General features: G+C 71.1%; 15 protein-coding genes and 1 riboswitch. Of the genes, 1 reads left to right on the forward strand and 14 read right to left on the reverse strand.

Annotated features, from left to right (window positions below; genetic code table 11):
* Nucleotides 1–66: 66 nt before the first annotated feature.
* Both CG740_RS11915 and CG740_RS11920 read right to left on the reverse strand, forming a co-directional pair.
* A complete protein-coding gene (locus tag CG740_RS11915) occupies nt 67–1,080 on the reverse strand; it encodes a ribonucleotide-diphosphate reductase subunit beta (RefSeq protein ID WP_100575014.1) in 1,014 nt (337 codons plus the stop codon).
* A complete protein-coding gene (locus CG740_RS11920; RefSeq protein ID WP_100575015.1) occupies nt 1,080–3,476 on the reverse strand; it encodes a ribonucleoside-diphosphate reductase subunit alpha in 2,397 nt (798 codons plus the stop codon). Before CG740_RS11920 ends, CG740_RS11915 begins: the two co-directional genes overlap by 1 nt.
* 124 nt (nt 3,477–3,600) lie before the next feature.
* Nucleotides 3,601–3,729, reverse strand: a riboswitch (cobalamin riboswitch).
* Nucleotides 3,730–3,806: 77 nt separating this feature from the next.
* Here CG740_RS11920 and CG740_RS11925 point away from each other — a divergent pair.
* Nucleotides 3,807–4,391: a Uma2 family endonuclease gene (locus CG740_RS11925; protein WP_100575016.1), complete on the forward strand. Its 585-nt coding sequence runs from the start codon at nt 3,807–3,809 to the stop codon at nt 4,389–4,391.
* A gap of 70 nt (nt 4,392–4,461) precedes the next feature.
* Here CG740_RS11925 and mctP read toward each other — a convergent pair whose 3' ends face one another.
* The 12 genes from mctP to CG740_RS11985 form a co-directional block, all read right to left on the reverse strand.
* Nucleotides 4,462–6,087 carry a monocarboxylate uptake permease MctP gene (mctP, locus tag CG740_RS11930; protein ID WP_100575017.1) on the reverse strand — a complete coding sequence of 542 codons (1,626 nt, stop codon included), beginning with the start codon at nt 6,085–6,087 and terminating at the stop codon, nt 4,462–4,464.
* Nucleotides 6,084–6,371 (reverse strand): DUF3311 domain-containing protein, encoded by a 288-nt coding sequence (locus tag CG740_RS11935; RefSeq protein WP_100575018.1) that lies wholly within the window; start codon nt 6,369–6,371, stop codon nt 6,084–6,086. The genes mctP and CG740_RS11935 overlap by 4 nt, the downstream gene beginning before the upstream one ends.
* Before the next feature lie 160 nt (nt 6,372–6,531).
* Nucleotides 6,532–7,509, reverse strand: coding sequence for a helix-turn-helix domain-containing protein (locus CG740_RS11940; protein WP_100575019.1), 978 nt, complete (start codon nt 7,507–7,509; stop codon nt 6,532–6,534).
* Between the two features lie 33 nt (nt 7,510–7,542).
* Nucleotides 7,543–9,696 (reverse strand): MMPL family transporter, encoded by a 2,154-nt coding sequence (locus CG740_RS11945; RefSeq protein ID WP_159030276.1) that lies wholly within the window; start codon nt 9,694–9,696, stop codon nt 7,543–7,545.
* Entirely contained in the window at nt 9,683–10,723 is a 1,041-nt protein-coding gene (locus CG740_RS11950; protein ID WP_100575021.1) for an aldo/keto reductase, read from the reverse strand. Before CG740_RS11950 ends, CG740_RS11945 begins: the two co-directional genes overlap by 14 nt.
* The gene (locus CG740_RS11955; RefSeq protein ID WP_100575022.1) at nt 10,723–11,724 is read right to left on the reverse strand and encodes an endonuclease/exonuclease/phosphatase family protein; all 1,002 of its coding nucleotides are present in this window, start codon (nt 11,722–11,724) and stop codon (nt 10,723–10,725) included. The genes CG740_RS11950 and CG740_RS11955 overlap by 1 nt, the downstream gene beginning before the upstream one ends.
* Nucleotides 11,725–11,731: 7 nt before the next feature.
* The gene (locus CG740_RS11960) at nt 11,732–12,961 is read right to left on the reverse strand and encodes an endonuclease/exonuclease/phosphatase family protein (RefSeq protein WP_159030277.1); all 1,230 of its coding nucleotides are present in this window, start codon (nt 12,959–12,961) and stop codon (nt 11,732–11,734) included.
* Nucleotides 12,954–14,024, reverse strand: a complete 1,071-nt coding sequence (locus CG740_RS11965; RefSeq protein WP_100575024.1) for a glycosyltransferase family 2 protein — start codon at nt 14,022–14,024, stop codon at nt 12,954–12,956. Before CG740_RS11965 ends, CG740_RS11960 begins: the two co-directional genes overlap by 8 nt.
* A 21-nt stretch (nt 14,025–14,045) precedes the next feature.
* The gene (locus CG740_RS11970) at nt 14,046–15,092 is read right to left on the reverse strand and encodes an NAD-dependent epimerase/dehydratase family protein (RefSeq protein ID WP_100575025.1); all 1,047 of its coding nucleotides are present in this window, start codon (nt 15,090–15,092) and stop codon (nt 14,046–14,048) included.
* A complete protein-coding gene (locus CG740_RS11975; protein WP_100575026.1) occupies nt 15,086–16,516 on the reverse strand; it encodes an aspartate aminotransferase family protein in 1,431 nt (476 codons plus the stop codon). Before CG740_RS11975 ends, CG740_RS11970 begins: the two co-directional genes overlap by 7 nt.
* A gap of 109 nt (nt 16,517–16,625) precedes the next feature.
* Nucleotides 16,626–17,582, reverse strand: coding sequence for a lysylphosphatidylglycerol synthase domain-containing protein (locus CG740_RS11980; protein WP_100575027.1), 957 nt, complete (start codon nt 17,580–17,582; stop codon nt 16,626–16,628).
* On the reverse strand, nt 17,579–18,538 hold the full coding sequence (locus tag CG740_RS11985; protein WP_100575028.1) for a UbiA prenyltransferase family protein: 960 nt from the start codon (nt 18,536–18,538) through the stop codon (nt 17,579–17,581). Before CG740_RS11985 ends, CG740_RS11980 begins: the two co-directional genes overlap by 4 nt.
* Nucleotides 18,539–18,560 lie beyond the last annotated feature (22 nt).

Genomic DNA, 18,560 nt, shown 5'->3' on the forward strand with positions numbered 1-18,560 from the left:
CACCAGCGCGTTGAGGCCCCACTCCCCCCGAGGGAGTGGGGCCTCAACGCTTGCTTCGACTGCGGCCTAGAACTCCTCGTCGAAGCCGACCGAGCCCTCGACCGCGACCTGGTAGGCCGACGGGCGGCGCTCGAAGAAGTTCGTCAGCTCCTGGACGCCCTGGAGCTCCATGAACGAGAACGGGTTCTGCGAGCCGTAGACCGCCGGGAAGCCGAGGCGGGTCAGCCGCTGGTCCGCGACGCACTCCAGGTACTCGCGCATCGACTCGGTGTTCATGCCCGGCAGACCCTCGCCGCACAGGTCACGGCCGAACTGCAGCTCGGCGGCGACGGCCTCCTTCAGCATGTCGGTGACCTGCTGCTCCAGCTCGTCGTCGAAGAGCTCGGGCTCCTCCTTGCGGACGGTGTCCACGACCTCGAAGGCGAAGTTCATGTGCATCGTCTCGTCGCGGAACACCCAGTTGGTGCCGGTGGCGAGGCCGTGCAGCAGACCCCGGCTGCGGAACCAGTAGACGTAGGCGAAGGCGCCGTAGAAGAACAGGCCCTCGATGCACGCCGCGAAGCAGATCAGGTTCAGCAGGAAGCGGCGGCGGTCGGCCTTGGTCTCCAACCGGTCGAGCTTCTCCACCTCGTTGATCCACTTGAAGCAGAACTGCGCCTTCTCACGGATGGAGGGGATCTCCTCGACCGCGTCGAACGCGGCCGCGCGGTCCTCCGGGTCGGGCAGATAGGTGTCGAGCAGCGTCAGATAGAACTGGACGTGCACGGCCTCCTCGAAGAGCTGACGGCTCAAGTAGAGCCGCGCTTCGGGGGAGTTGATGTGCTTGTAGAGCGTGAGCACCAGGTTGTTGGAGACGATCGAGTCGCCCGTCGCGAAGAACGCGACCAGACGGCCGATCATGTGCTGCTCGCCCGGCGTCAGCTTCGCGAGGTCGGCGACGTCGGAGTGGAGGTCGACCTCCTCGACGGTCCAGGTGTTCTTGATCGCGTCCCGGTAGCGCTCGTAGAAGTCCGGGTAGCGCATGGGACGCAGGGTCAGCTCGAAGCCCGGGTCGAGGAGATTCTTTTCGGTGGAGCTCATTACTGGCAGGCCTCGCAGGACTCGGGGTTTTCCAGGGAGCAGGCGACCGCGTCGGCGTCGGGGGCCGCCTGCTGGACGGGGATGGTGGTGGCGGCGGAGGCGGCCTGGGCGGCGCGGGCGATACGGGTCGCCGGGCGCGAGCGCAGGTAGTACGTCGTCTTCAGGCCCTGCTTCCAGGCGTACGCGTACATCGACGACAGCTTGCCGATGGTGGGCGTCTCCAGGAACAGGTTGAGCGACTGCGACTGGTCGAGGAAGGGGGTGCGGGCCGCGGCCATGTCGATCAGGCCGCGCTGCGGGATCTCCCACGCCGTGCGGTACAGGGCGCGCACGTCGGCGGGGATCCAGCCGAAGTCCTGCACCGAACCGCTGGCCTCGCGCAGCGCCTCGCGGGACTGCGCGTCCCACACGCCGAGCTTCTTGAGCTCCTCCACCAGGTAGCCGTTCACCTGGAGGAACTCACCACTGAGCGTCTCGCGCTTGAACAGGTTGGAGACCTGCGGCTCGATGCACTCGTACACGCCGGCGATGGAGGCGATGGTCGCGGTCGGGGCGATCGCGAGGAGCAGCGAGTTGCGCATGCCGACCTTGGCGATGCGCTCCCGCAGGGCCGCCCAGCGCTCCGGCCAGGTCAGCTCGACGTCGTAGTGGTCGGGGTGCAGCACACCGCGCGCGGTACGGGTCTTGTCCCAGGCGGGCAGCGGGCCCGACCGCTCGGCGAGGTCGGTGGAGGCCTCGTAGGCGGTGAGCATGATCCGCTCGGAGAGCCGGGTGGAAAGGGCCTTCGCCTCGGGGGAGTCGAAGGGCAGCCGCAGCTTGAAGAAGACGTCCTGGAGGCCCATCGCACCCAGGCCCACCGGACGCCAGCGGGCGTTGGAGCGGCCGGCCTGCTCGGTCGGGTAGAAGTTGATGTCGACGACCCGGTCCAGGAAGGTCACCGCGGTGCGCACGGCCTCGTCCAGGCGCTCCCAGTCGATCTCCCCGCCGCGGGCTCCCTCGACCACGAACGCGCCCAGGTTCACCGAGCCGAGGTTGCAGACCGCCGTCTCGCCGTCGTCCGTGACCTCAAGGATCTCGGTGCACAGGTTGGAGGAGTGGACCGTGTGGCCGGGCTCCGCCGTCTGGTTGGCGGTGCGGTTGGAGGCGTCCTTGAAGGTCATCCAGCCGTTGCCGGTCTGCGCGAGGGTGCGCATCATGCGGCCGTACAGGTCCCGGGCCGGCATGGTCTTCCGGGCGAGCCCGGCGGCCTCGGCCTCGCGGTAGGCGGCGTCGAACTCCTCGCCCCACAGGTCGACGAGCTCGGGCACGTCGGCGGGCGAGAACAGCGACCACGTGCCGTCGGCGTCGACGCGGCGCATGAACTCGTCGGGGATCCAGTGCGCGAGGTTCAGGTTGTGCGTGCGGCGCTGGTCCTCGCCCGTGTTGTCGCGCAGTTCGAGGAACTCCTCGATGTCGGAGTGCCAGGTCTCCAGGTACACCGCGGCCGCGCCCTTGCGCCGGCCGCCCTGGTTGACCGCGGCCACCGAGGCGTCGAGGGTCTTGAGGAACGGGACGATGCCGTTGGAGTGGCCGTTGGTGCCCCGGATCAGCGAACCGCGGCCGCGGATGCGGGAGTACGAGAGGCCGATGCCGCCGGCGTGCTTGGAGAGCCGGGCCACCTGGTGGTAGCGGTCGTAGATCGAGTCGAGCTCGTCGAGCGGCGAGTCGAGCAGGTAGCAGGACGACATCTGGGGGTGCCGGGTGCCGGAGTTGAAGAGCGTGGGGGACGACGGCAGGTAGTCCAGGCGGCTCATCAGGCCGTACAGGGACGCCACTTCGTCCAGGGCGCGGACCGACTCGTCCTCGGCGAGGCCGGACGCCACGCGCAGCATGAAGTGCTGGGGGGTCTCGACGACCTTGCGGGTGATCGGGTGGCGCAGCAGGTAGCGGGAGTAGAGGGTGCGCAGGCCGAAGTAGCCGAAGCGGTCGTCGGCGCCGTCGGCGAGGGCGGTGTCCACCAGGGTGTTCAGGCGGTCCGCGTGCGCGCGGACGAACTCGACGGTCCGGTCCGCGATCAGGCCCTCGCGGTGGCCGGCCTCGACCGAGGCGGAGAAGGACACCGCGCCCTGGGTGGCGGCCTCTTCGGCGATGGTGATCGTCAGGAGCCGGGCGGCGAGCCGGGAGTAGGCCGGGTCCTCGGAGATGAGCCCCGCGGCCGCCTCGGTGGCCAGCTCGCGCAGCTCGGCCTCGTCGGAACGGGCGTTGCGGCCCCGCAGCGCGGCGGCGGCGACCCGGCCGGGGTCGGTGTCCGCGAGATCGGCGGTGAGCTGCGTCAGGGTCCGCAGCAGCGCGGTCCCGGGGGCATCCGCGAGCTCTTCGGTGATCGCTGAAGCGGGATCCGCTGGGGCGATGGTCACGTGGGGGCACTCCTCGCTCGGCACGGGGCCTTCGGAGGAGGCGTCGGCGCGCGTCGGGGCAGCCCGCAGCGCGTCGTCCGCCGGCCCAACCGCGAGGCCCGGACGTCTGGCATCCGGTTCGGACGACCCGGACGCACCGTCGGCAGGTGCTCGGACTCGACCCGTACATAGACGTACAGGTCATACCGTTGCGGGACAGTTCCGGATTCCCACCGGATTCCCCTGCGGCGACAGCGAGGACGAGCATACATGTGGGGGGTGCTCACTGAGGCACCCCCCACATGTTGTGTCGCCGGGAGCTTCACCCCGGATGTCATACGGCGAGCCGCCATGACTGCGACGACTGACCGGCCCCACATGCTGACGGAGGACTTCGAGGCCGTCGCGCGCATAGCGGCCCGGGAGGTGGAGGGGATGCGCCTGGAGTTCCTCGATGGGATCGTGAGGAGCAAGGCCATGCCGGACGGTGACCACGGGCGCATCATCCAGTGGCTCACCCGCATCTGCCTTCAGTATCGGCCCGAGCTGTGGTTGCACCCGGGGCAGGGGATCAAGGCTCAGCAGTACCGGGCGGGGCGGGCGATCCCGGACGCGGCCCTCGCCCCGTCCGAGGCCTTCGTCGGCCAGGGCGACTGGGTGGATCCGGAGGCTGTCCTCATGGCGGTCGAGGTGACCTCGGGGGACTCCGATACCCACCGGCGGGACCACGTCGAGAAGCCCCGTGCCTACGCGGAGACCGGCATCCCCGTATACCTGCTGATGGACAGGGCCAAGTGCGAGGTCTCCGTCTACAGCCAGCCCAACGGCAGTCGGTACGAGAGCGTCCACATCGTGCCGTACGGCACGGACATCGCGCTCCCCGACCCCGTCGGCATCACCCTCCGGACCGAGCAGCTCAAGGACTGGGTGCGCTGATCCGCGTACGCGAAAGGGCCGCCGCACCCTCTCGGGACGCGGCGGCCCTTTCGTGTGCGACACGGCGAACTCAGTGGGCGGAGCCCGCCGTCGCCGGGGGCAGTTCCGTGATCACGCCCGGGTCGCCGGCGTCCGCCGTGTAGTCCGCCGGGGACGTCTCGTCGATGCCGTCGGGGGCCTTCACGGCGCGCAGGACGAAGGTCAGGACCACCGTGACGACGACGTTCATCACGAAGGCCGTCAGGCCGATGTAGCCGATCTCGCCGATGCCGGGGATCTCCTTGGAGGAGCCGCCGAAGTGCTTCTGGGTGGGCGAGGCCACCCCGTACGCGGCGAGCGTGCCGTAGACCATGCCGACCGCCCAGCCGGCGAGCAGCGCCCAGCGGTGGAACCAGCGGGTGAACAGGCCGCCGACCAGGGCCGGGAAGGTCTGGAGGATCCAGATGCCGCCGAGCAGCTGGAAGTTGATCGCCACCGTCTTGTCCATGGTCAGGACGAAGACCAGCGCGCCGACCTTCACCACGAGCGAGACCAGCTTGGAGACCTTGGCCTCCTGCGCGGGCGACGCGTCCGGCTTGATGAAGTCCTTGTAGATGTTGCGGGTGAAGAGGTTCGCGGCCGCGATCGACATGATCGCCGCCGGAACCAGCGCGCCGATGCCGATCGCCGCGAAGGCGACGCCCGCGAACCAGTCGGGGAACATGTCCTCGAAGAGCTGCGGGATGGCCAGCTGGCCGTTGCTCACCTTGACGCCCGCCGCGATCGCCATGAAGCCGAGCAGCGCGAGCAGCCCCAGCATCAGGGAGTACAGCGGCAGGATCGTGGTGTTGCGGCGGATCACGTTGCGGCTGCGCGAGGACAGCGTCGCGGTGATCGAGTGCGGGTACATGAACAGCGCCAGCGCCGAGCCGAGCGCGAGCGTGGCGTACGTCCACTGGCCGGCGTGGCCGGGAGCGATCGCCCCGGTCGGCTGCCCGGTCTTCGGGTTCGGCGTCGCGAACTTGTGCTGCGCGGCACTGAAGATCGCGTCGAAGCCGCCCAGCTTGATCGGGATGTAGATGATCGCCACCGCGATGACGAGGTAGATCAGGCCGTCCTTCACGAATGCGATCAGCGCGGGGGCGCGCAGCCCCGAGGAGTAGGTGTACGCGGCGAGCACCGCGAACGCGATGAGCAGCGGCAGGTCCTTGACGAACCAGTTGCCGGACTCGCCGCCCACGCCCATCACGTCCAACACGGCCTGAATGCCGACCAGTTGGAGCGCGATGTACGGCATCGTCGCGAGGATTCCGGTGATCGCGACCGCGAGCGAGAGGCCCTTGGAGCCGAACCGGCCGCGCACGAAGTCCGAGGTGGTGACATAGCCGTGCTTGTGCGACACGGACCACAGGCGCGGCAGGAAGGTAAAGATCAGCGGGTACACGAGGATCGTGTACGGCACCGCGAAGAAGCCGGCCGCGCCCGCCGCGTAGATCGCCGCGGGCACCGCGACGAAGGTGTACGCGGTGTAGAGGTCGCCGCCGAGCAGGAACCAGGTGACCCAGGTGCCGAACGACCGCCCGCCCAGGCCCCATTCGTCGAGGCTCGCCTCGTTCTCGGCCTTGCGCCAGCGGGCGGCCATGAAGCCGATGACCGTGACGGCCAGGAAGAAGAAGATGAAGACGCCGAGTGCGACGCCGTTCACGCCGTCCTTCACTGGGACACACCCCCCTTGGTGTCGTCGGAGGTGCCGGACGCGGGCGCGGTGCGTGAACGCTGGTCGTGCTGCCACAGCTTGTACGCGATCATCGTGAGCGCCGTCGAGATCAGCACCCAGAGCATCTGGTACCAGTAGAAGAACGGGATGCCGCCGAGCGCGGGATCCGTCTTGGCGTACGAACCCACCCACAGCATGGCCACGAAGGGCGCGATCAGGCAGAGCGCGATGACCACGCGCAAGGGCGTGATCACCGGTCTCTTCACTTCCGTCGATTCCGGCATGGGTGGCTCCGTCCCCTCACGATCACCTGCGCGTTGGATCTCTCGGCATTGCGGATCACTTGGCAATGCGCAGGAAATCTAGGGGAGAGACCCGGCCAAGGGAACCCCCGTCCGGAATCCGGACGGGGTGCGCCCGCGGCCGAACCGGCCTGACGGAGTGTCAGAGCCAGCCCTCCTTGGCCGCCCGGACGCCCGCTTCGAAGCGACTGCGGGCACCCAGGCGGGACATGAGTTCGGAGCTCATCCGGCGTACGGTCCGCAGCGAGACCCCGAGCCGCCGGGCGGCGATGTCGTCCGTGCAGCCGATGCCGAGCAGCAGGAGCAACTCCCTTTCCTGGGGCGACAGATCGTGCTCATTGCGGCGCGGGGCCTCCCCGAACGGGGTGCCCGACTCCCACAGATGGTCGAACAGGACGACCAGTGCGTTGACCAGTCCCCGGCTGCGCACTTCCAGCGCGCCGGCCCGGGCGTCCTCCGGGTCCACCGGGACCAGGGCGGCGCTGCGGTCCACGATCACCATCAGCATCGGGACGATGGGTACCGTGCGCGCCTCGCCGCCCAACTCGCAGTACCAGCGCACGTATTCCAGGGTGGGCGCGTCGTTGCGGAAGCTCTCCTGGTAGATGCTGCGGATCCGCACCCCGCGTTCGAGGGCCAGCTGGTCCAGGGGCTGGCTCGCGTCCATGGTGTCGGGCAGCTGGGCGCCGCCGGGCAGCAGCGAGAGGCACTCGGCGCGGGCGCTGGAGGCCAGGTCCTCCAGGCGTTCGCGCACCGCGTCCACGCCCTGGATGCGGTCGACCACGTCGTGCCGGAAGGTGCCGCGCTCGCTGAACTTGGCCAGGATCGCCGCCACCGCCTGCTGGGCCACCTCGACCTGGCGTCTGCGCTTGGTCAGTTCGGCCTCGGCCCGCGACAGCAGGAACGCGAAGCCGACGTCGGGGTTGAACGGGGCGACCGGTTCCGAGGTGTCGTCCATGAGGACGAGCCGCAGATCGGCGAGCTGGGCCAGCGCCGACCGGACCTCGCTCTCGGACCACCCCAGCTGCTCCGACAACTCCGGTACGCCATAGGTGGGTTGCTCAAGCAGGAGTCGGTAGACGGTTTCGGTGGACTGCTGGATTCCGAGTGCCTCTAGCATGCGGGTTCCCCCAGGTTCGCGTATGCCGTGATGTCACTGCGCGTGGTCCGACGGTTCGGCCAGGGGGATCGTATGGCCGAGCGGTGATCTAGGTCTAGACCAATAAGATGACGCCGGGATGGCCGGAAGGGCACCGGTGACGGGTTGCGCGGACCTTTCGCGTACGTACGGACGTGACCTGGCGGGCAGCGCGGAGAGGGCCCGGAGCAGCACGGTGTTGAGCAGCACGGCCCCGCCGAGTCCCGTCACCAGAAGGGCCAGTTCCACCTGCGGCCCGAGCCCGATGGCCAAAAGCGGTAGGGCCGTCACCAGGCCGAGGCCGGGCCGGACGCGGGATCCCGCGCCCGTCACGGCCCGGTCCAGCGCGTCGAGGAACGCCAGGGCGCCCGCCACCAGCGGAATCCACCCGGTGACCGCCCCCGTCGCCGCGACCCCGCCGAGCAGCCGGGCACCGGGACCGTACTGCCACACGAGCACCAGGAGCCCGTTCACCGCGAGCGCCGACACCAGGCCGCACACCACCGCCCGCACGGCCGCCCCGGCGGACCGCAGCCGGGCGACCACGGCGAAGCCGAGCAGCGCCATCGCCGCGAGGGCGAGCGGAACCAGGCCGTACACGCCCTGGACCAGGTCGAGTTCGGGCATCCCCGAGCCGCCGGTCCGCGCCCCCGTGCCGGCCAGCGCGGACCGTACGTCCGTCATCGCGCGCCGTCCCGGACCGGTCATGGGCTCACCGGACGGAACCACGGCGACCAGTGCGGTTCCCTCCCGGCGCCACGCGGCAGCCCCGGGTGCGACGGCCGTCACGACTCCGGGAACCCGGGCCGCCCTCGACGCCACCCCGGCGGGGTCGACGCCCGAAGGGGTCAGCACCTCAAGGGGGTTGAGGACGCCGGCCGGGAATCCGGCGGCGATCAGCTGGTCGAGCCCGTCCCGGGCCGGGCCGCCGCGCACCAGCGCCTCGGCCCGGGGATTCCCGGCGGTCAGGAACCCGGCCGCACCGGTGAGGAGGACGAGGGCGGCGAGAGCGGTGGCGGCGAACAGGCGCGGAGCACGCGGAAGCCGGATCGGCGCAGTCAACCGCTCGGCCAGGAGGGCAAGTTGACGAACGACTCTTCCGCTCCTCCCGCCCGTCCGTCGCTCTCGCGGCCGGTCCGGTGCCCACGACAGGAGCGCCGGGCCCAGCGTCAGACAGGCCAACGCGGTGGTGAGGCAGACCGCGGCTCCCGCGATGCCGATCGAGCGGAGGAAGGGGGCGGGGAACAGGGCGAGCGCTGCCAGGGCCGCGGCCCCGGCCAGTGCGCCGGCCGTCGCCGGGCCCGCCAGTACGGATCCGGCGCGCAGCGGGGCGAGCCGGGTGTCGCGGCCGTGGGCGAGCTCCGTCCGCCAGGCCGTCACCAGGGCCGCCGAGCGCCGCACCGAGAGCGCGAGGGCCGTGACCGGGATCAGGTACACCACGACGAAGCTCAGTTCCATGGAGCCCGCGAGCGCGACGACCACCAGGAGGGCAGCCACCGACGACACCGCCGTCAGCGCGAGCGGGAGGAGTGAGAGCAGCGGCCGGAAGGTCCGTAGCAGGAGCAGCACTGCCGCCAACGCGCAAGCCAGCTCGGCCAGTTGGAGCAGGGTGCTGGGCCGGGAGGTGGCGCTGTCCTCCTGGAGCGGCAGCACGCCCGTCACCTCCACCCGCGCTTCGGGAAGCGCCGCCCGCAGCCCCGTGCGCAGCCGCTCGGTGGCATCCCGCACCGCGGCGAGCCCGGCCAGGTCCGGCTTGCCGGAGCGGGGATAGACCAGGGCGTATGTGGTGCGTCCGTCGGGCGAGAGGAACGCCCCGTCGCCGATGTCGGCGTACGAGAGGGTGCGGGTGCCGGGTGCCGTCGCGGCGGCGAGGCCGGACTCCAGGCGGGCCGCCGGGCCGGCCGAACGGCCGCTGGTGCCGTCCGGCCAGGTGACCACGGCCACCAGGGGGGCGACGCCCGCGCCGGCCCCGTACCGCTGGGTGATCGCCGCGTTGGCCCGGGAGCCGTCCTGGCCGGAGGCCGTGAAGCTCTGGTCCAGGCGGCCGAGGTTCGCCGCCGCCGCGGCCCCGCCCGCCAGGAGCACCGCCAGCCACAGCAGGCACACGAGCCCGCGGTGACCGACGGAGAGGCGGACGAGACCGACGGCGTACCGCTCAACCCGCCGCATCGAACCCCGCCGCATCGAACCCCGCCGCATCGGGCCCCGCGGTGTCGAAGCTCGCCGCGTCGACACCCGCCGCGTCCAGACGGGCCCTCACCTCGTCGGCCAGGACCAGGTCGACCGCGTCCAGGGACTCCTCCAGCTGGCCCACCGAACTGGCCCCGATCACCGGCAGGACGGGCAGCTTCCCGCCGAGCGCCCAGGCGAGCACGACCTGCCCGGGAGCCACCCCCAGCTCCTTGGCGACCTCGCCGAGCACCGCGAGCCGACGGGCCGAACCGGCGTGCCGGTACTGCTCGGGGATCTCCTTCGCGGGGTTGTTGTAGGCCCCGGTCAGCTGGGTGGTGTAGGCGACGAAGGTCAGCTCCGGCCGGGCGGCCAGATGGTCCAGGAGTTCCTCGGAGGCGTGCGGGTTCACCCCGAACTCGGCGCCGGGGCGCGGCTGGAGGTAGGTGTAGCGCTGCTGCACCGCCGCATACGCCGGACCGCCCGCCCGCTCGGCGGCGGCGCGCGACTCCTCGATGCGCCAGGCCGCGAAATTGCTGCACCCGGAGAGCGAGATCTTCCCGGCGTCGGCGAGGTCCGCGAAGGCGCCCATCGTCTCCTCGACCGGCGTCTTCCGGTCGTCGATGTGCGCGTAGTAGAGGTCGATCCGATCGGTACCCAGATTGCGCAGGCTGGCCTCGACCTGGCGGCGCAGCACCGGCGCGGACAGGCCTTCGGCGGCCTCCGGCCACGGCGCGTCCAGCGGCTCGGGCAGCGCGCCGACCTTGGTGGCCAGGACGATCTCGTCCCGCACGCCCCGGCTGGCCAGCCACTTGCCGATGACCAGCTCGCTCTCGGCGCCGGTCGCGCCCGGCTCCCAGAACGCGTACGTGTTCGCGGTGTCCAGGAAGGTGCCGCCCGCCTCGTAGAAGCGGTCCAGGACGGAGAAGGCGGTCGCCTCGTCGATCCGGGTGCCGAAGGGGAGCGTGCCCAGGCACAGGGTGCTCACCCGCAGGCCGTCCTTGCCGCCCAGCTGTCGGTACTGCATCAACGGTTCATCTCCTCGATAGCGGTGGTGGTGATCGTGACGTCCTGCGCCAGGTGGTCGGAGAGGCCGCCCGGGTCACGGAACGTGTACTGCTCGGCGCGGACCCCGGCGCTGGTGAACACCCAGTCGATGCGCCAGAGCCGCAGTCTCCATCGAGCATGCCAACTCGCCGGAAACAGCGAGCGGTTGGCCCCGATGGCGTCGTGCGCGGCCCTCGGCATCCGGCGGATGTCACCGATCGCCGCACTGGTGTTGAAGTCCCCGGAGACCAGGAACGGATGGGGGTTGGCGAGCAGATCGGCGACCAGCGCGTCGTACTCGCGCCGCCGCGCCCCGTGCCGGCGCCGCATGTCCTGGAAGAACGCCCGGCTCAGCGGGTTCATCACCGTCAGCTGCACCGGGATGTGCACGTTGTACGTGGACAGGATGCCGTCCGGGGTGCGCACATCGACCCGCAGCGAACAGGCGCCGACCGGCACGGGGGGACCGGCCGGCGGGAACCGGGACAGGGTCACCGAGTTGTTGTCGACCGACAGGTGGTGGCCGGGGAACTCGCGCCGCAGCCGCTCCTCGTCGTCGATGTCCCACACCTCGCCGCCCTCGAACCCGTTCAGATACTCCTGGAGGAGGTAGATGTCGGCGGGCAGCGAGTGCAGGAAGGCGTAGAACCGGTCGGGTTCGCGGCCCTGGTTCCAGTGCTGGGTGTTCCACGACACCACCCGGATTCCCGCCCGCTCCGGCGAACTCCGCCGCACGGCACGGGAGTTGACGCCGCTCTGCCGCCAGCCGGCGAGCAGGCACCCGGCCGCGAGCACCGCCCCGGGCACGCTCCCCGAGGCCGCCGCCGCGAGGAGCAGGGCGAGCGGCGCGGCGGCGAAGAGCGGCGGGGGCAGCAGGGACACGGCCAGCCAGGGCCACCAGCGGCCGTTGAGGGCCAGATGCGCGCCGAGGAAGACGGTCCACGCGAGGGCGCAGAGGACGACGGCGGTAGCGGGGGACACGGTGGACTTACCTTTCGCTCTTGGTCTGTGACGCGTTCGGGGGGCCCGGTGCCGCCTTCGGCTGTGCCGATCCCGGCTGTGACGCGTTCTTGGCGTCCGACGCGGGCGGCACGGTCACCCAGAGGTCCTGCACCGCGTGGTCGGACAGCTTCTCCGGCGAGTCGAAGGAGTATTTGTCCGCCGTCACGCCGTGGCCGGTGAACGCCCAGTCGGTGCGCCAGAAGGGCTTCCAGCCGCCCTCCTCCCAGCTCGTCGGGTAGAGGTCGTCGCTCGCCCCCACCGCGTCGGTCAGCCGTGAACGGATGCCGTCGAGCTCCGACATGGCGGCCGTCGTGTTGAAGTCCCCGGCCACCACCACCGGGTTGGGGTTGTGGGCCACATCCTCCTCAAGGCCCGCGTACTGCCGCGCGCGGGGGGCGAAGCTCTCCCGCATGTGGCTGTAGAAGGCGCCCGAGAGCGGGCCGTCGGTCATGCTGTTCCAGACCGGCATGTGCAGGTTGTAGAACGACACCGTCCGGCCCTTGACCAGCAGATCGGTGCGCAGCACCTTGGCCTGCCGGTAGCGCGTGTTCCAGTCCGCGTCCAGCGCGATGTCGCGGGCCGGGCCGACCGCGGGCTTCGCCACGACGGGGAAGCGGGAGACGGTGATCAGCTCGCCCTGGACGGCGACCTCGTACCCGGGGAACTCCGCACGCAGCCGCGCCAGGTCGTCGATGGGCAGTCGGCCCTTGCGGTCCGGGGTCACGTGCTGGTACTCGTGCAGGAGGTACACATCCGCCTTCTTCGACTTCAGGAAGGCGTAGAAGTGGTCCTGGGTGCCCAGGAGTTGGTTCCACGAGTTGGTGTTCCAGGCGACCACCCGCACCGAGTCCGGGCCGGGCTCGTGGTCCGAGGACCACAGCGCACCGAAGTTGATCCCGGACTGGCTCGCGCCGACCACGAGCGCCACGGCCACCGCGGCCCCCGTACGCCACCGGTCGGCGCCGCGCGCCACCGGGATCAGCGCGGCGAGCAGCAGCGGCAGCAGTACGAACAGGAACGGCGGTACCGCACCGGCCAGTTCACCGAACCAGTACCGGCCGTCGACGAACCACTCCACCACCAGGTACACCAGCCAGCCGAGCGCCGTCCAGCACACCAGGCGCCCCGCCCGGCGCCGGGCGCGCCGCACGGGCGCGGCGACGGCGGGGCCCGGCCCGGTGAGGGGTTCGGCGGCCGCGGTCCGCAGGTCAGACACCGGGAACACCGACCGCCGAGCCGAGTGCCGCGCTCTGGGACGGCCGGGGCTGGGGCGCGTAGAGCCGCCGGAAGCGGGACGAGAACAGCCACTGCACTCCCGCCACCCCGATGGCGGCGAACACCGTCAGGTTCACCAGGAAGTTGACGGCCACGAAGTACCCGAGGAAGAGGCGCCCCCGGTGTCTGCGCACCACCCGGTACATGTCGAGGTCGCCCAGGACGGACAGCATGAACAGCAGCGCGGGAAGCAGGAACCACACCGCGCCCCACAGCAGCGGCGCGGCCAGGGCGGCCACCGCGAGCGGCGCCGCGAGGCTGGCGCCCGCGCGCGGGCCGGTCACGAAGCCGCCCTGGAGGGCGCGGCGGCTCAGGATCAGCGGCACCGCGAGCCGGGCCCGGCTGAACACCTTGTCCAGGACGATCCGTACGGTGTCGTCGTGGTCGTGCCGGCCGCGCACCTCAAGGGAGCTGAGCACCTTGTGGTGCTCCGAGATCCGGCGCCCGTAGTCCTGGTCCTCGGTGTGCCGCAGCAGCGGGTTGAACGGGCCTACCTCGTCGTAGACCGCGCGCGGTATCGCCAGGATCGCGGTGTGCACGGTGTCGATGACACCCTCGGACCTCAGCAGCAGGTAGTACTGCTGGAGCGAGCGGTACTCCTCGATCAGGCTGTCCCGGATGAGCGGCTCGGGCTCGTAAGTACCGCACACCGCGCCGTACTTGACGCCGTCAACGCCGTCGGCGAGCAGGGCGACCGAGCGCTCGATGGCGTCCGGGTGCATCGCCACGTCGGAGTCCAGGAAGACGAGGACATCGCCCCGGGCGAGTTCCGCCCCGAGGTTGCGGGCCACCGCGACCCCGCTGTTGCGGCCGGTGCTCACCACCCGGGCGCCCAGGGCCGCGGCGGTCGCGGCCGAGTCGTCGGTGCTGCAGTCGTCGATGACGATGATCTCGGTGTGCGGGTACGTCTGGTTCTGCGCGGCTTCCACGCAGAGGCCGATCGAGCGGCCGTAGTTGTAGTTGGGGATGATGACGGAGACCAAGGGCTGGTGGTCGCTGGACACGGTCGTTACTCCTCGGATCGCTTAGAACAGCACCTTGGCCAGGGAGAGGGCTCCCTGCCGCCACGGTTCGACACTGGTGACGCCCTGCCCCTTGGCGGGCGCGCTCTTCGTCCGCCGCTGCTCCCGCCACCAGGCGTAGGTGCGCAGGATGGCGTCCTGGTTGGAGTGGCGCGGGCTGAAGCCGAGCTGCTCGCGGGCCCGCTCGGTGCTCACGTACGAGTCGTCGAGCAGCTTGTGCAGCAGGCGCCCGTAGACCGGCGAGAGGCGGGTGCGCTGAAGGGCGCCCAGCACGGCGAGCGCGGGCCTGGCGGGCAGCGAGCGGACCCGTCTGCCGTGCCCGGCCGCGTCGAGCACGGCCTGGAAGTCCTCCCGCAGGGTGCCGAACCGGGTGGCGCCCAGGTTGAAGGTGCCGTCCGCGCGCTCGGCCGGCGCCTCCATCGCGGTGACGACCGCGTCCACCAGGTCGTCCACGTCGAACATCTGGATGCGGACGTCGCCCTTGCCGAGCACCGGGAAGTGGCGTCCCTCCTCGGCCCATTCGAAGAGCATCGCGAACAGGCCCATGCGGCCGGGCCCGAGGAACGTCTTGGGCCGCAGGATCGGCAGGCACATCTCCCGGCCCCGGAACCGCTCGGCCACCTCCTCGGCCTCCGCCTTGGCCGCGCTGTAGGTGTCGACCGGTTCGCGCGGATACTCCTCGGGGGTGGGCACCACCTTGGGGAGCCCGTACACGGCCGTCGACGATATGTGCACGAAGCGCGGTACGCCGTTGGCCTCGGCGGCGCCGAGCACCGCCTCGGTGCCGCCGACTATCACCGAGCGGATCTGCTCGGCCGGGTAGCTGGGCAGCGCGGCCGCGCAGTGCACCACCACGTCAGCGTCGGCCGTCGCGCGCTTCATGGCGACGGCGTCCCGTACGTCCGTGACCGTGTGGGTGAGGCGCTCGTGCGGGGTGGCCGGCGCCCGCAGGTCCACACAGTGCACCTCGTGGCCGTCGGCGAGCAGCCGGCGTACGAGCGTCGAACCGAGCATCCCGGCACCGCCGGTCACGACTGTCCTGGTCACCACAGCGACGACACCTTCTCCTTGACGAAACGGGTGAGCAGACGCGGCAGGCCCTGCGCGAGGGTGGCGTCCAGGGACTCCAGGAAGTACTCGACCTCGTGGTCCTCGGTGATCAGCGAGGGGGCCGCCATCAGCGGGTTGTCGCCGTTGAGCGTGTAGTAGGCGTAGATGCCGTGGTCGCGGTAGAGCGCGTTCACCACCGAGGACGTGATCAGCTTGGTGCGGAAGCGCGGGTCCTTGGTCATCGCGCCCGGCACCAGCTTGGTCGCCAGCTCCAGGATCTTGGGGCCCTTGTGCAGGAACACCCCGTGCAGCGCGCCCGCGCCGCGCACCTCGGACACCACGTCCGGGTGCTCCTTGGCGATGCGTTCCAGGCCGGGGCCGAGGATGCGCTCGATGGCGCGGGCCCGGGCCGGATAGTCGTCCTCGACAGCGATGTTGACCGCCTCGATGGCGGTGATCGCCTCCTCGCCGAAGCCGTAGTAGGTGGTGCTGGTCGACTGGAGCAGGGCGTCCGTGAGGTTGTCGTACGCCTTGCGGAAGACCGGCTCGCGGGCGATGAACGCCGAGATGGAGGACTTGCCGCCGCCGAACGACTTGGAGGTGGTCAGGATGTCGGGGACCAGCCCCTCGTAGCGCATGAAGTAGAAGAGGCTGCCGGTCTTTCCCCAGCCGGTGTAGATCTCGTCGAAGAGCAGCACGATGTCCTCGCGGGTGCACAACTCCCGCAGCCCGCGCAGGAATTCCTCCGAGCAGACGTTCATGGTGGAGGCGCTGAGCGGCTCGATCAGAATGCAGTAGACGTCCGAATCGCCTTTCGCCGTACGGGACTTGGCGACCTCCCGCTCGACGGCCGCCAGATCCCCGTACGGAAAGACGCCGACGCCGGGGATGCCGGGGAACTGGAAGGTGGACTGGTTCTGCCCGGTCAGGCTGCCCGAGCCGAGCAGCTTGCCGTGGAAGCTGATGTCGGCCCGCAGCACCCGGGAGCGGCGCCCGCCGTGGTACTTGTACGCCAGCTTGACCGCGCCCTCGACCGCCTCCGCACCGGAGTTGGGGAAGAACGACATGTTCAGGTCGCCGGGCAGCAGTTCGGCCAGGTTGTGTCCGAGGGCGGCGATGTAGGGCGAGAAGTAGGTCTTGTGGACCTCCATCCGGTGCTCGGCCTGGAAGCGCTGCCGGGCGGCCAGGATGCGGGGGTGGTTGTGGCCGTGGTTGAGCACCCCGACCCCACCGGTGAAGTCCAGGACGCGGCGGCCGTCGCGCTGGTGGATGTAGGCGCCCTCGGCCCGCTCGACGAGCTCCTGGCCGAAGCCGAAGGAGGTCATGAGCGAGACCTGGCTGCGGTTGACGTGGTCCTTGTACAGGCCGTGGACCTGCTTGGTGGTCAGCGACTCGCAGTCGTCGACGGAGTACAGCTGGGGCATGGGATCGGTCCCTCTTCGTGGAGGTTCTGGAGGTTCTGGAGGTGCGTGGAGATGTGGGGAGGTGCGGGGAGGTCCGCGGAGCCTTGGCGGGCTTCGTGGCGGCGTGCGGTCAGGTGGAGGTGGCCAGGGCGGCGGGCCGGCCGGTGGTGCGGGTGAGGAGCAGCGCGGCCCCGCCGACCAGGACCTCGCTCAGGGTGCAGACGACCCGGCTCGCGACGGCCGCCGCTGCGGCGGCCTGCCAGGGCAGCACCGCGGAGAGCGCGAGCATCAGGACGGCCTCGCGGGCGCCCCAGCCGTCCGGCAGGACGACCACCAGGCTCGCGGCGGCGGTGGCCAGCGCGAACCCGCCCACGCACACCGGCAGCGCCTTGGCGGCGGGCGCGCCCAGCATCACGGCCAGCGCCCACAGATGCAGCCCGGACACCGCCCAGGACGCGGCCGCCGAGGCCATCGCCCGGCGCATCCCCGCATCGCTCGCGGTGGCGGTGGGTGCGGGACGCCGGGCCAGCCTGGCGCCCAGCGCGGCAAGGGAGTTGATGAGTCCGGGCCGGGCGGCGCAGGCGACGGTGACCGCGACCGGGAGCAGCAGCCACCAGGCGTCGCCGCCCAGCGTCCAGGGCGCCGCGACCGGCCCGATGGTGAGGCCGGTGAGGACGGCCGCCATCAGGTTCAGCAGGAAGACCGCGACCACCACCGGCCCCGGCACGCCCACCGCGCGGCCCATCCTGACCTGGGCGAGCACCCCCCACACCGCGCCGGGCAGGTACTTGCTGAGGAAGGACGTGAAGAAGATCCGGGTGGCGACCGGGCCCGGAATCCTCGGGCCGAGGTCGCCGAGCAGGGTGCGCCAGGTGGCCATGGACAGGAGCACGGCGCCCGCGTTGGCGGCGAGCGCGCCGAGCAGATAGGGCACGGCCCCCGGGCGTACCACCAGGTCGGCCAGGTCGCCGATCCGGTCGTGCAGGGCGAAGCCGATGCCGGTGGCGACGGCGAGCGGGAACAGGACGGGCACGGCCCGGCGCAGCGGGCCCCGCGGGGCGGCGGGGGCGAGTTCGGCGGCCGTCATGACGCGGTGTGCACGAACAGGGCGGAGCCGCCGACCAGAGCGGACCACAGCAGCGCGTTGGACACCGTCACGCGGTCCCGGAACAGGGCTCGGGACGGGTTGCCGCCGCCGGAGTCGACCATGAGCAGCTGGAGGTAGCGGGCGAGCCCGAACAGGGCGAACGGCGCGGTGAGCATCGCGACGGCGGTGCCGTGGCGCCCGAAGATCGCACTGCCCTGCACCTGGAGCACATAGCTGATGGCAGTCAACACGGCCGCGAATCCCAGGAGTTGGTCGAGGAAGCCGACCGTGTAGCCGCGCAGCGCCGGCCGGTGCAGCACACCGCCCACGGTCATCTCGTGGCGCCGCTTGCCGAGGATCAGCATCAGGCACAGCGAGAACACGCACAGCACCAGCCAGTTCGGCACGGGTGAGGACGCGGCGAGCGCGCCCTGGACGAGCCGGAGGACGAAGCCGAGCGCGACGATGAAGACGTCGAGCAGCGGCACGTGCTTGAGGCCCCTGCTGTACGCCGCGTTGAGGCCGAGGTAGGCGACGACCGGCCACCAGGCCGCGGCCGGGGTCACGCCGAGCAGTGCGCAGCCGGTCACGGCCGCGCCGAGCAACACGACGAGCACCGCGGCGAACGTGACGGCCGTGCCCACCCGGACCCGCCCCGCGGCGACCGGGCGGTTGCGCTTCTGCGGGTGGCTTCGGTCCCGGTCCCGGTCGCTGATGTCGTTGACCAGGTAGACGAGCGCGGACGCCAGGGTGAAGGCGACGACGGCCGCGGCGGCGCCGCCGAGCATGTGCCCGGCCGGGCGCTGGGCGCCGAGCAGTCCGAACGGCACCACCACCAGGTTCTTGGACCACTGGCCGGGCCGGACGAGGGAGAGGAGATCGCGGAGGAGGCTGGGAGGCCGGGCCTGCTGGGTGCGGGCCGGCTGCTGGGCGAGCGTGGGGCCGAGAGTGGCCATGGACAGGCTCCAGTTGCTGACG

It is taken from the genome of Streptomyces sp. CB01201 (genome assembly GCF_002803085.1).
Taxonomy (GTDB): Bacteria; Actinomycetota; Actinomycetes; order Streptomycetales; family Streptomycetaceae; genus Streptomyces; species Streptomyces hundungensis.